This window comes from Aeromicrobium duanguangcaii, from assembly GCF_024508295.1.
GTDB classification, from domain to species: Bacteria; Actinomycetota; Actinomycetes; order Propionibacteriales; family Nocardioidaceae; genus Aeromicrobium; species Aeromicrobium duanguangcaii.
Window position 1 is genome coordinate 273442 of record NZ_CP101990.1, and the last position, 12248, is coordinate 285689.

General features: G+C 71.5%; 13 protein-coding genes. 5 read left to right on the forward strand and 8 right to left on the reverse strand.

The annotated features are described in order from the left end of the window. Positions 1 to 24: 24 nt before the first annotated feature. Genes NP095_RS01350 through NP095_RS01360 form a run of 3 tightly spaced genes read right to left on the reverse strand, consistent with a single transcriptional unit; the run spans position 25 to position 3259 of the window. Complete coding sequence (locus NP095_RS01350; protein WP_232417924.1) at positions 25 to 888, reverse strand: NUDIX hydrolase; 864 nt, start codon at positions 886 to 888, stop codon at positions 25 to 27. A gap of 10 nt (positions 889 to 898) precedes the next feature. Continuing rightward, the gene (locus NP095_RS01355; protein WP_232417921.1) at positions 899 to 3031 is read right to left on the reverse strand and encodes an RNA degradosome polyphosphate kinase; all 2133 of its coding nucleotides are present in this window, start codon (positions 3029 to 3031) and stop codon (positions 899 to 901) included. Between the two features lie 39 nt (positions 3032 to 3070). Then, positions 3071 to 3259 (reverse strand): hypothetical protein, encoded by a 189-nt coding sequence (locus tag NP095_RS01360; RefSeq protein ID WP_232417918.1) that lies wholly within the window; start codon positions 3257 to 3259, stop codon positions 3071 to 3073. Between the two features lie 131 nt (positions 3260 to 3390). Between NP095_RS01360 and NP095_RS01365 the strand changes: the two genes are divergently transcribed. Next, entirely contained in the window at positions 3391 to 4422 is a 1032-nt protein-coding gene (locus NP095_RS01365) for an alpha/beta hydrolase (protein ID WP_232417915.1), read from the forward strand. 1 nt (position 4423) lies between these two features. Here NP095_RS01365 and mshD read toward each other — a convergent pair whose 3' ends face one another. After that, positions 4424 to 5215: a mycothiol synthase gene (gene mshD, locus NP095_RS01370; RefSeq protein ID WP_232417911.1), complete on the reverse strand. Its 792-nt coding sequence runs from the start codon at positions 5213 to 5215 to the stop codon at positions 4424 to 4426. Beyond that, the gene (locus tag NP095_RS01375; protein ID WP_232417908.1) at positions 5212 to 6639 is read right to left on the reverse strand and encodes an acetyl-CoA carboxylase carboxyltransferase subunit alpha/beta; all 1428 of its coding nucleotides are present in this window, start codon (positions 6637 to 6639) and stop codon (positions 5212 to 5214) included. The genes mshD and NP095_RS01375 overlap by 4 nt, the downstream gene beginning before the upstream one ends. A gap of 73 nt (positions 6640 to 6712) precedes the next feature. Here NP095_RS01375 and NP095_RS01380 point away from each other — a divergent pair, with 73 nt between their 5' ends. Beyond that, positions 6713 to 7765: a mannose-1-phosphate guanylyltransferase gene (locus NP095_RS01380; protein WP_232417905.1), complete on the forward strand. Its 1053-nt coding sequence runs from the start codon at positions 6713 to 6715 to the stop codon at positions 7763 to 7765. Positions 7766 to 7773: 8 nt separating this feature from the next. Here NP095_RS01380 and NP095_RS01385 read toward each other — a convergent pair whose 3' ends face one another. Next, positions 7774 to 8190, reverse strand: a complete 417-nt coding sequence (locus tag NP095_RS01385) for a VOC family protein (protein WP_232417902.1) — start codon at positions 8188 to 8190, stop codon at positions 7774 to 7776. A 29-nt stretch (positions 8191 to 8219) separates the two neighbouring features. Further along, positions 8220 to 9431: a mannose-6-phosphate isomerase, class I gene (gene manA, locus NP095_RS01390; protein WP_232417899.1), complete on the reverse strand. Its 1212-nt coding sequence runs from the start codon at positions 9429 to 9431 to the stop codon at positions 8220 to 8222. 24 nt (positions 9432 to 9455) lie between these two features. Here manA and NP095_RS01395 point away from each other — a divergent pair, with 24 nt between their 5' ends. Next, positions 9456 to 10214 (forward strand): HAD-IIB family hydrolase, encoded by a 759-nt coding sequence (locus NP095_RS01395; RefSeq protein ID WP_232417896.1) that lies wholly within the window; start codon positions 9456 to 9458, stop codon positions 10212 to 10214. A gap of 12 nt (positions 10215 to 10226) precedes the next feature. Here the strand turns inward: NP095_RS01395 and NP095_RS01400 are convergent, their stop codons facing one another. Next, a complete protein-coding gene (locus tag NP095_RS01400) occupies positions 10227 to 10982 on the reverse strand; it encodes a winged helix-turn-helix transcriptional regulator (RefSeq protein WP_232417893.1) in 756 nt (251 codons plus the stop codon). 169 nt (positions 10983 to 11151) lie between these two features. Between NP095_RS01400 and NP095_RS01405 the strand changes: the two genes are divergently transcribed. Further along, positions 11152 to 11577, forward strand: coding sequence for a TlpA family protein disulfide reductase (locus NP095_RS01405; RefSeq protein WP_232417890.1), 426 nt, complete (start codon positions 11152 to 11154; stop codon positions 11575 to 11577). Between the two features lie 228 nt (positions 11578 to 11805). Beyond that, positions 11806 to 12243: a DUF4395 domain-containing protein gene (locus NP095_RS01410; RefSeq protein ID WP_232417887.1), complete on the forward strand. Its 438-nt coding sequence runs from the start codon at positions 11806 to 11808 to the stop codon at positions 12241 to 12243. The last annotated feature ends 5 nt before the right edge of the window (positions 12244 to 12248 follow it).

Genomic DNA, 12248 nt, shown 5'->3' on the forward strand with positions numbered 1-12248 from the left:
GCCGCCCAGCCTAGGGCCGGTGGGTCAGATCAGCTCGGAGGCCAGGACCTGGCCCTTGCGGTGGTGCACGACCAGGCCGCGTCCGGCCGGCAGCACCGGACCGCTGATGCCCAGTGAGGCGTACACGGCCGGCAGGGTCGGGCGGTGCGTGCAGGCGACCGTGGGCCGCTTGGTGCCGAGCAGCGCCTCGACCGCCCGGTCGACCTTGGCCTCGGATGCGCTCTCGGCCAGCCGGTCGTCGACCTCGAGCAGCTCGCCGGTGGCGGCCACGTAGGGATCGACCGTCTGGACCGTGCGGGTGGCGGGTGAGCTGACGACGCGTCGCACGCCGAAGGCCGTCAGCAGGGGGACGAGCTCCTTCGCCCGGTCGTGGCCGGCGGAGGCCAGCGGACGGTCGGCGTCACCGCCGACGAACTCGGCCCGGGGGACGGCCTTCGCATGCCGCAGGACGATCAGGGTGCGGGCCTTGTGGGCCTTCAACGCGACGAGGTCCTCGAAGGACTCCAGCAGGCGCCGGTCGTGGGAGTACGTCAGCCGCTTGCGCGCCGCCCGCGGCGCGAACCAGCGGACCTCGTCGACCTCCTGGTTGGGCCGGAAGTCGCTGTGGTCGTCGAGCGGGCGGGCGACCCACCACGAGACCTGCTTGATGCCGCCGCGGACCCGGTAGGTGATCTCGGGCAGGGGGTGGACCAGGCGCACCCGGTACCCGGTCTCCTCGGCGATCTCACGGACGGCCGTGACGGGCAGCGGCTCGTCCGGGTCCGCCTTGCCCTTCGGGAAGGTCCAGTCGTCGTAGTCGGGCCGGTGCACCAGCAGGACCTCGATGCCGTCCGGGCCGGCCTTGCGCCACACGATGCCGCCGGCGGCGGGGATGATCTTGCTCGCCATGGGTCCGCTCTCAGGCCCGCGCGCGCCGCGCGCGCGCCCGATCGATGAGAATCTCCTGGACATCGGCCCCGTCGACGCGGGTCCAGGCGCCGTCCGGGCCCAGGTGCCACGACAGCGTCGCGTCGGACGCCATCAGCGCCAGCAGGTCGAAGAGCTGCTGGACGTGCTCGGGCGACGGGACCTTCACGAGGACCTCGATGCGCCGGTCGAGGTTGCGGTGCATCAGGTCCGAGGAGCCGATCCAGACCTCGCGCTCGTCGTCGGCGCCGAACGCGAAGACCCGGCTGTGCTCGAGGAAGCGGCCCAGGACGCTGCGCACGCGGATCCGCTCGGACAGCCCGGGCACCCCGGGTCGCAGCGCGCAGATGCCGCGGATGATCAGGTCGACCTCGACGCCGGCGCGCGACGCCTCGTAGAGCTTGTCGATGATCGCCTCGTCGACCAGGGAGTTGAGCTTGAAGGCGATGCGGGCGGGCCGGCCCTCGCGGTGTCGTGCGATCTCGCGGTCGATCCGGTCGAGCAGCCCCGATCGCAGCAGTCGCGGAGCCACGAGCAGCGAGTCGTAGTCACTGGTCAGCGCGAAGCCCGAGAGGCTGTTGAACAGCTCGGTCAGGTCGTGGGTGATCTCGGGGTTCGACGTCAGCAGGCCGAGGTCCTCGTAGAGGCGCGCGGTCTTGGGGTTGTAATTGCCGGTGCCGATGTGGGCGTAGCGGCGCAGGCCGTCGGGCTCGTCGCGGATCACCAGGGCCAGTTTGCAGTGCGTCTTGAGCCCCACCAGTCCGTAGACGACGTGGCAGCCCGCACGCTCGAGCTTGCGGGCCCAGCGGATGTTGGCCTGCTCGTCGAAGCGCGCCTTGATCTCGACGAGCACCAGGACCTGCTTGCCGGCGCGGGCCGCGTCGATGAGCGAGTCGATGATCGGCGAGTCGCCCGAGGTGCGATAGAGCGTCTGCTTGATCGCCAGGACGTGCGGATCGGCGGCCGCCTGCTCGATGAACCGCTGCACGCTCGTGGCGAACGAGTCGTACGGGTGGTGCACGAGGACGTCGCGCTTGCGCAGGGCGCTGAACATGTCGGCCGGGCTGGCCGTCTCGACCTCGGCGAGGTGCTCGTGCGTGCCGGGGACGAACGGCGGGAACTTCAGGGCGGGTCGGTCGAGGTCGGCGATCTCGTTGAGGCTGGTCAGGTCCAGGGGGCCGCGCAGGCGGAACACCTCGTCGTCGGACACGCCCAGCTCGCCGACCAGCAGCTCCAGCACGGAGTCGGACATCTCCTCGTCGACCTCGAGGCGCACCGGCGGACCGAACCGGCGCCGCAGCAGTTCCTTCTCGAGCGCCTTGAGGAGGTTCTCGGCGTCGTCCTCCTCGACCTCCAGGTCCTCGTTGCGGGTCACCCGGAACGTGTGGTGGTCGATGATCTCCATGCCGGGGAAGAGGCTGTCGAGGTTGGCCGCGATGACGTCCTCCAGGGCGACGAACCGACCGTCCGAGGCCTCGACCCACCGTTGGATGACGGGCGGCACCTTGACCCGCGCGAAGTGCTGCTTGCCCGTGCGGGGGTTGCGCATCACCAGGGCGATGTTGAGCGACAGCCCCGAGATGTAGGGGAACGGGTGGGCCGGGTCGACGGCCAGCGGGGTCAGGACGGGGAAGACGCGCTGGTGGTAGAAGGCCGTGACCCGGTCCTTCTCCTCGTCGGTGAGCCCCGACCAGCGCAACAGGTGGATGCGCTGGTCGGCCAGCGCCGGCAGGAAGACCTCGTGCAGCAGATTCGACTGCCGTTCGGTCAGGACCCGGCTGGCCTGCAGGCTGGAGGCCAGGACGTCGCGCGGATTCAGCCCGCTGGCCGACGGCACGGCGACCCCGGCCGCGATGCGTCGCTTGAGGCCGGCGATCCGGACCATGAAGAACTCGTCGAGGTTGCTGCCGAAGATCGCCAGGAACCGGGTGCGCTCCAACAGCGGCAGCGACTCGATCTCGGCGAGCTCCAGGACGCGGGCGTTGAACGCGATCCAGGACAGCTCGCGATCGAGGAACCGGTCGTCGGGCAGGGACCCGTCCGTCGCGTCGTAGGGCGGGTCGACGTCGAATTCGTCGGGCGACGCGGCAAGCGGTTCGGGGACCGTCAGGTCCGTGGACTCCATGAACTCACGATGCCACGGTCCGGTGAATAACGCGTGAACTCAGCCGAGCGCCCGGACGACCAGGGAGACACCGCCGATGATCGCCGCCCACAGCGGGATCGAGAGCACGACGAGCAGGATCATGGAGCGGCGGAAGCCCGGCCGGGCGACGGGCGTCTCGCCCAGGGGCGCGCCCAGATCCGGCCCGGGCTCGCTCGGTTCGACCTTGATGGCTTTCGCGTGGCTCATCGGCGTTCCTCTCGTTCGCCTGCAAGACGGGGCGAACTGGCTTTCATGATGCGGTATCGCGGACCGAATCGCCTGCTGAACGCGCCGATTACGTGGCCGATGCGACACAGAGGGCTGCTACCTTCGCCCCCATGAGCGTCTCCAGGCGGGTCCGACGTGCTGCTGTGGCCGCGGTGGGAGCCGCTCCTCTCCCGCTCAAGAGAATCGTCTTCGGTGCCCCGATCCGGCGCCAGGAGCTCACCCTGCATCCCGACATGCAGGCGATGCTGACGCTGATGCGGCTCGAGAACCCCGATCCCGCCGCGACCCCCATCAGTCGCCAGCGCCGCGACCTGGCCCGGGCTGATCGGCTCGTGGGCGGCGACCAGCCGATCGGCGCCGTCACGGAACGCCAGATCGCCGGGGCCGGCGGTCCGATCCGGATGCGCTTCTACACGCCGCGCGAACTGCGAGGGCCGTCCCCGGCGCTCGTGTGGTTCCACGGCGGCGGCTTCACCCTGGGCGACCTCGAGAGCCACGACTCGCTGTGCCGGTTCCTGGCCGAGCACGCCATGGTGCGCGTGGTCGCGGTCGACTACCGCCTCGCGCCCGAGCACCCGTTCCCGGCCGCCGTCGACGACTGCGTCGAGGCGTGGACGTGGATCTCGCGCAACGCCTCCGGGCTGGCGATCGACCCCGACCGGATCGCCATCGGTGGCGACAGTGCGGGCGGCAACCTCGCGACCGTCGTCGCCCAGGAGATGGTGCGCACCGACGGCCCGTCCCCGCGCTTCCAGCTGCTGGTCTACCCCGTCACGGACTTCACGAGCGTCACCCAGAGTCGTCGCGAGTTCGCCGAGGGCTTCTTCCTCACCGACGCCCTGATGGACGAGTTCGACAACGCCTACCTCGTCCGCGGCGAGGATCGGTCCGACCCGCGCATCTCGCCGATCAAGGGCAGCCTCGAGGACCTGCCGCCCGCGCACGTGGTGACGGCGGGCTTCGATCCGCTGCGCGACGAGGGCGAGGCGTACGCCGAGGCGCTCCGGGCGGCGGGGGTGCGCGTGACGGCGGTCCGTGAGGAGCGGCTGATCCACGGCTTCGCCACCATGGTCGGCTACGGCACCGCGGCTCCGGCCGCCGTCCGCCGGCTGGCGGCCGAGCTGCAGCGCGGGCTCGTCTGAGTCAGTCGGCCGAGTAGAGGACGTCGCGGGCCTTCTCGGTGAAGCCGAGCCGGCGGTACACCGCGAGGGCCGGGTCGTTGTCGCCCTCGACGTAGAGGTCGATCTCGCCGACGCCGCTGTCCCAGAGGTGTCGCAGACCGATGGCGGTCAGCGCCTTGCCGAGCCCGCCGCCGTGCGCCGAGGGATCGACTCCGACGACGTAGACCTCGCCGACGCCGTCCTCGACCTTCGTCCAGTGGAAGCCGACGACCTCTCCGGCGCGCTCGGCGACGAAGAGCCCTGCCGGGTCGAACCAGGACTCGGACCGACGCCGGTCGAAGTCGGCCCGGTCCATGGCGCCCTGCTCGGGATGGTGGGCGAACGCGCGGGCGTTCACCGCCACGATCGCGTCGGCGTCCGCCTCGGTGAAGGACCGCAGCGTCACGCTGTCCGGGACCGGGACCTCGGGCACGGAGCGGTCGGTGGTGGACAGGACGAGCAGGGTCCGCGCGGCCCGCAGCCCGGCGGCCGCCGCCAGCGCCTGCGCGCCGGGCAGGTCGCCGTGGGCCCAGAAGCGGGTCTCGCCGCGCTCGACGAGATCGTCCACGAGGGCGCGGCCGCGCCCCTGGCGGCGGTACCGCGGGTGGACCACGAACTCGACGGGGGCGTCACCGACGGCGACGGCTCCGACGACCTCGTCGTAGCGCTCGAGCCGCAGCGGGCTGCCGTCGCGCAGCGCGATCGTCGTCGCCTCGTTGAACGGCGCCACGCCGTCGGCGTTGCGGGCCAGAGCGGCCAGGTCGGTGAGGCTCATGCGTGCTCCCTGAGGGCTCGAAGCTGGTGGGCGACCTCGGCCGCCATCGCGCGCGCGAACGACTCCGGATCGTCGTCGTCGGGCTCGGGCACGAGGTGGTGGACGGCGCCCGACGCGTGCAGGTCGAAGGCGCTGATGCGCTGCTCCGTCGCCAATTGCGCCGCGTGGTCGACGTCGCCGAAGACGATCGCGCTGGCGCCCTCGGGCGGCAGGGGCGACAGCCACGAGTTCTCGGCCGCGATCGTGCGGGTGGCCGGCAGCAGCGCCAGTGCGCCGCCGCCGCAGCCCTGTCCCAGCAGGACCGAGACCGAGGGAACCCGCATCGTCGACATCGAGCTGATGCAGCGGGCGATCTCGCCGGCGATCGCGCCCTGCTCGGCCTCGGGCGACAGCTCGGCGCCGGGGGTGTCGATGAAGGAGACCAGCGGCAGCCCCAGCTCGTTCGCCAGGCGCATCCCGCGCCGTGCCTCGCGCAGCGCGGCCGGGCCCATCGGCTTGATCCGGCTCTGGGTGGTGCGGTCCTGGCCGATCACGACGCACGGCTCGCCGTCGATCCGGGCCAGCGCGACGATCATCGCCGCGTCGCGCTCGCCGCGCTCGGTGCCTTGCAGGCGGATGATGACGTCCGTGCCCCAGCGCAGGACCTCGCGGACGCCCGGCCGGTCGGGGGTGCGGGTCAGCAGGACCGAGTCCCACGTGTCGTGCCGGCGCTCGGTGGCCGCGGGGCGGCGCGACCGGCTCGAGGCGGTGGGCGGGTCGATGAGGATCGACAGCGCGGTGTCGACCATCGAGGGCAGCTCCTCGGGCATGACGACGGCGTCGATGATCCCGCGGTTGGCGAGGTTGTCCGAGGTCTGGATGCCGGGCGGGAACGGCGTGCCGTTGAGCAGCTCGTAGACCTTCGGGCCGAGGAATCCGACGAGGGCGCCGGGCTCGGCGATCGTGACGTGCCCCAGCGATCCCCACGAAGCGAAGACGCCGCCGGTCGTGGGGTGGCGCAGGTAGACCAGGTACGGCAGTCCGGCGGCCTTGTGGTCCATCAGTGCGCGCGAGATGTCGACCATGCGGACGAAGGCGGGCGTGCCCTCCTGCATGCGCGTGCCGCCCGAGGCGGTCGTGGCGAGCACGGGGATGCCCTCGGCGGTCGCGCGGCGCACCGCGCGGACGATCCGGTCGGCGGCGACCTGCCCGATCGATCCGGCCAGGAACCGGAACTCGTTGACCAGCACGGCGACCGGCCGGCCGCGCATGAGCGCCCGGCCGGTGATGACCGACTCGTCGGTGCCGGCGCGCTCGGCCGCGGCCAGCAGGTCGGTGCGATAGGGCTCGGGGTGGACGTGGTGGTCGACCGGCTCGTCCCACGACTCCCACGATCCGGGGTCGAGGACGAGATCGATCAGCTCACGTGCGGTCAGGCGGGACACGGCACCCAGTATGGCGGTGCCCGGCCGTCGGCATCGATTCCGTGGCGTCCGCCGGACCACTACAGTGACCGCCGTGTCCTCCTTCCACGCGATCATCCCCGCCGGTGGGGCGGGCACGCGCCTGTGGCCGCTGTCGCGCCGGGCCCGGCCGAAGTTCCTGCTCGACCTCGAGGGGACCGGCCGGACGCTGATCCAGCAGACCTGGGACCGGATGCTGCCCCTGACGGGCACCGAGCGCATCCACGTCGTCTCGGGCGCCGACCACGGCAGCGCCATCGCCGAGCAGCTGCCCGAGCTGGTCAACCTGCTGCTCGAGCCGTCCCCGCGCGACTCGATGCCCGCCATCGGCCTGGCCGCCGCGATCATCGAGCGGGCCGATCCGGACGCGATCGTGGGCTCGTTCGCCGCCGACCACCGCATCCCGGACCCCGACCGCTTCGTCGAGGCCGTGCGCGAGGCGATCGCCGTGGCCGAGGACGGCTACATCGTCACGATCGGGATCGAGCCGACCGAGCCCTCGACGGCGTTCGGCTACATCGCCTCGGGTGAGGCGCTCGACGGCTTCGACTCGGCCCGCGCGGTGCGCAGCTTCGTCGAGAAGCCCGACGAGGAGACCGCCCGCGGCTACCTGGCGTCCGGCGACCACGTCTGGAACGCCGGGATGTTCGTGGCCCGCGCCTCCGTCCTGCTGGACTCGCTGGCCCGCTTCCAGCCCGAGCTCGCGGCCGGGCTGCGCGCGATCGCTGCTGCCTGGGGGACGCCGGCGTTCGTGGCCGAGCTGGGCCGCACGTGGCCCACGCTGACGAAGATCGCGATCGACCACGCCGTCGCCGAGCCGGTGGCGGCCGAGGGCGGCATGGCGGTCGTGCCGGCGACCTTCGGCTGGGACGACCTGGGCGACTTCGCCTCCATCGCTCCGCTGGGCTCCTCGCCCGACGTGCTGTGGGTCGACGCCGACGGCGTGGCGCGCGGCCGCGAGGGCGTGCAGATCGCCGTCCTCGGGCTGCGCAACGTCGCGGTCGTGCAGACGGACGACGCGGTCCTGGTGCTCGACCTGGCTCAGTCGCAGCGGGTCAAGGACGTCGTCGCGCTGCTCAAGGACGCCGGGCGCGACGACCTGCTCTGACGGTCAGGTCAGGGCGCCGCTGGGTCGTCGTGCATCCACGGTGTGAAGCAGACGCCGATCAGGAGGCCGTCGGCCGACTGGAAGCGGGCCACGACCTGCTGCCAGGGCTCGGTGCGCGCCTCGTGCACCAGTCGGTAGCCGCGATCGGTCAGCTCGCGGGCCGCGCTCTCGACGTCGTCGACCTCGAACTCGATGGTGGCCTGCGGAACCCGGTGGGTGTCGGGCCAGGTGTCCTGGCCGAAACAGGCCCGGGCGGCCTCGCGCAGGGGCCAGACGCCGAAGTGCTTGGTGCCCGCCACCTCCTCGGAGTAGACGTACTCCGAGTCCGGGTCGGTGACGGGAGGCCGCAACGGCAGCCCGAGGGTCTCGGCGAAGAGCCGCTGGTCGTGTGCCGGGTCGCTCGTGATGACGGTGACACCTGCCACGAATCGAACATCCATCGCCCGCGGTCCGATCAGGGGATGGCGCGGACCGGCCGGTGGCCGACGAGGTCCTTGAGCTCGGAGTCCGGGGTGTTCGGGCCCGGGAGGTAGATCTGGGCGACCTCGCCCGTTCCCACCACCGTCAGGTCGCCGTCCTCGGCGTCGGTGTAGATGGTCTCGCCACGGCTCAACGAGATCTTCTGGCCCTGCGCGTTGAGCACCTGGACACCGCCGCCGATGCACATGACGATCGAGTGGGCGGCCGAGATCAGCGAGACGCCGTCGGGATCGGCGGGGGAGACCTGCGTGACGGCGAGCGCGAACTCGTCCACGGCCGGGTGGTAGACCTCGGTCGAGAAGGACGGGTAGCCCGGCTCGACGCGTGCGACGCGCGCCATGCCGGCTTCGAGGCAGCGGATCAGCCCGTCGGGGTCGAGCGCCTTGCGGGTCAGGCCCGCCCGCAGCACGTTGTCGGAGTTCGCCATGGCCTCCAGGCACAGGCCCGAGAGATGGGCGTGGATGACGCCCGTGCCCAGGAACATCGCCTCGCCGGGCTGCAGCGTGAAGCGGTTGAGCAGCAGGGACACCACGATGCCGACGTCACCGGGATGGTGGCGGGCGATCATCGCGGCGGTGCTGTAGGCGCGCTTGATGTCGACGCCGTCGTGGACCAGTGCCTTGCACTGGACCACGAGCTGGGCGATCTCGGTGGCCGGCGGGGGTGCGATCAGCAGATTCTCGAGCACGCGGACGATGCCCTTGAAGCCGGTCTTGGCGCGCAGCGTCGCGGAGGCGGCGTTGATCGTGGGCGTGTCCAGCTGCGAGAAGACCCGCAGGATCTCGGCGGTCGGACGGAAGCCCACGAGCGTGTCGAAGGTGCTCAGCGCGTAGACCATCTCGGGCTTGTGGTTGCGGTCCTTGAAGACCCGCTGCGGCGAGTCGAGCGGGACGCCGGCGGCCTCCTCGCGCTCGAATCCCTCGTGGGCCTCGGCGGCGCCGGGATGCACCTGGATCGACAGCGGCTGCTCGGCCGCGAGGATCTTGAGCATGAACGGGACCTCGCCGGCGACCTCGGCCAGCGGCCGGAGCCCCTCGGGCGTCTCGACCTGCGAGGGAGCCAGGGGATGGGTGCCGAGCCACATCTCGGCGACGGGCTCGCCCGACCCCGTGCGCCCCAGAAAGCGCGGAATCTCGCTGGTCGAGCCCCAGTCGTACGCCTGGGTCATGTTGTGCAGACGGCGCATGCCCCCAACAGTAGACTCCCTCGCGTGTCCGGACCCCAACTCGTCGCATTCGATCTCGACGACACGCTCGCGCCGTCCAAGTGCCCGATCCCCGAGCCGATCGGCGAGCTGCTCGTGCAGTTGGCCGAGCGGGTCCAGGTCGCGGTCATCTCGGGCGGTCAGCTGACGCAGTTCCGCACCCAGATCGTCGAGCAGCTGCCGCCCGCCTCCGACGAGGTGAAGGAGCGGATCCACCTGCTGCCGACCTGCGGCACGCAGTACTACCGGCTCCGCGGCGACGAGATCGTCACGGTCTACGCCCACGCCCTGACGCAGGACGAGCGCGACCGCGCCCTGGCGGCCGTCGAGCAGGAGGCCAGGCGGCTCGGGCTGTGGGAGTCGCAGACGTGGGGCGACATCCTGGAGGACCGCGGCTCGCAGATCACCTTCTCGGCGCTCGGACAGCAGGCCCCCATCGAGGCCAAGACCGCCTGGGATCCCGACGGCACGAAGAAGAGCGCCCTGCGCGACGCCGTCGCCGCCCAACTGCCGGACCTGGAGGTGCGCTCGGGCGGGTCGACGTCCGTCGACATCACCCACCGCGGGATCGACAAGGCCTACGGGATGAAGCAGCTCGCGGACGCCACGGGGATCAGCCTCGACGACATGCTGTTCGTGGGCGACCGGCTCGACCCGGACGGCAACGACTACCCCGTGCTGGCGCTGGGCGTGCCGTGCCACGCGGTCGAGGGATGGCAGGACACCGTGGCCTACCTCGAGGAGCTCATCCCCACGCTGGGCTGACCGGCTGGGTGATCAGGCCCGGCCGCTGACCTGCTGGCGGGCGTCGGCCTGACGCTCGACGGAGCGCTCGGCCGCACGGTCGCCGGGCTCACGACGCGAGACGAAGCGGTAGCCGACGTTGCGCACCGTGCCGATCAGCGTCTCGTTCTCGGGGCCGAGCTTGGCGCGCAGGCGACGCACGTGCACGTCGACCGTGCGGGTGCCGCCGAAGTAGTCGTAGCCCCACACCTCCTGCAGCAGCTGCTGGCGGGTGAAGACGCGGCCCGGGTGCTGGGCCAGGAACTTCAGCAGCTCGAACTCCTTGAAGGTCAGGTCCAGGACCCGGCCGTCGAGCTTGGCGGTGTAGGTGACGTCGTCGACCACGAGGCCGCTGGCGCTGATGATGTGGGTGTCGTCATCGCTCTTGTCGCCGTCGGCGGCGACGCGGCCCATCGCCAGGCGCAGGCGGGCCTCGAGTTCGGCGGGGCCGGCGGTGGTGAGGATGACGTCGTCCATGCCCCAGTCGGCGGCGGCGACGGTCAGGCCGCCCTCGGTGAGGATGAGGATGAGGGGGCACTCGATGCCGGTCGTGCGGATCACGCGGGTCAGGCTGCGCACCTGCGCCAGGTCGTGCCGCCCGTCCACCAGCACGGCGTCACACGTCGGCGCTTCGATGAGCGCGCTGGCCTCCGCGGGGAGAATCTTGACGTGGTGGGGCAGCAGGGCGAGTGACGGCAGCACCTCGACCGAGGACTGGGTGCTCTTCGTCAGCAGCAGCAGGTGGGACACGTGACTGGCCTCCTATACACGTCGAGGCCCCGATGAACGAACCGCGTTCATCGAAGCCTCATTGCTGCGTCGACCATACTTCATGTGACGGGGCTGTGACGACGGTGGCACAGAATGCGAAACACGTCACAGTGAGGTCACACGGCCGAGACGGCCAGGAGGAGACGAGATGACCGGGGTCCAGGTGCTGGTGGCCGCAGTGATGGTCGCCGGGGCGGCCGCGCTGATCATGCGCTGGAAGAACGGTCGATTCGCCGCCCCGGCCGCCGACCCGCAGGACGGCGAGCGGCTCGATCCCGACGACCTCGGGGCGCCGCTGGGGCAGCGGGCCACGCTCGTCCAGTTCTCGAGTGCGTTCTGCGCGCCGTGCCGCGCCACGCGGCAGGTGCTCTCCCAGGTGACGTCGCTGGTGCCCGGTGTGGCCGCCGTCGAGATCGACGCCGAGGCGCAGTTGGATCTGGTGCGACGGATGAACGTGTTGCGCACGCCCACGGTGCTGGTGCTCGACGCGCAGGGCCGGGTCGTGGAGCGCGCCTCGGGCGCTCCCACGCGCGATCAGGTGCTGGTCGCGCTCGACCGCGCGCTCTCGAACTAGAGGGCCCCGTCGCCTGAGCGTCTCGACATGCGGACGCTAGTCTCATGAAGTGAGATTTAGCGCAGGTCCGGTCCGTCGAGGGCCCTAGTCTGGCGGCATGTTCACGACACACCTGACCCGACGACGCGCGGTGGACAACTGCCGCACGCGCTCGGCGCTGTGTCGTATGCGCTGACCTTCTCGCCCTCGTTCGCATCGTCAGCCCTCACTCCTGTTCGGAGAACCCTCATGTCCCACGATTCCGTGGTCGACCCGCGTGCCCTGCGCTTCGGCGCCGCGCTGACCGCCGTCGTCCTGGCCCTGGCCCTCGTCCTGCCGTCGCCGGCGCGCGAGATCGTCCTGGCCGTCCAGACGGTGGTCTTCGCCCTCGGCGTGTTCGTCTCGCTGTCGGCGTCGCCGTGGTCCTGGCTGTTCCGCACCGTCGTCCGTCCGCGGGTCGGCGCCCCGGATCGCACGGAGGACGCGCGGCCGCCGCGCTTCGCCCAGGCCGTCGGACTCACCTTCGCCCTGGTCGGACTGGTCGCCCTGCTGACCGGTGCCACCACCGTCGGACTCGTCGCCGTGGGCTTCGCGTTCGTCGCCGCCCTGCTCAACGCCACCACGGGCTTCTGCCTGGGCTGCGAGCTCTACCTGACCACCCGTCGCCTCGCCAGAACCCTGGCCTGATCGCC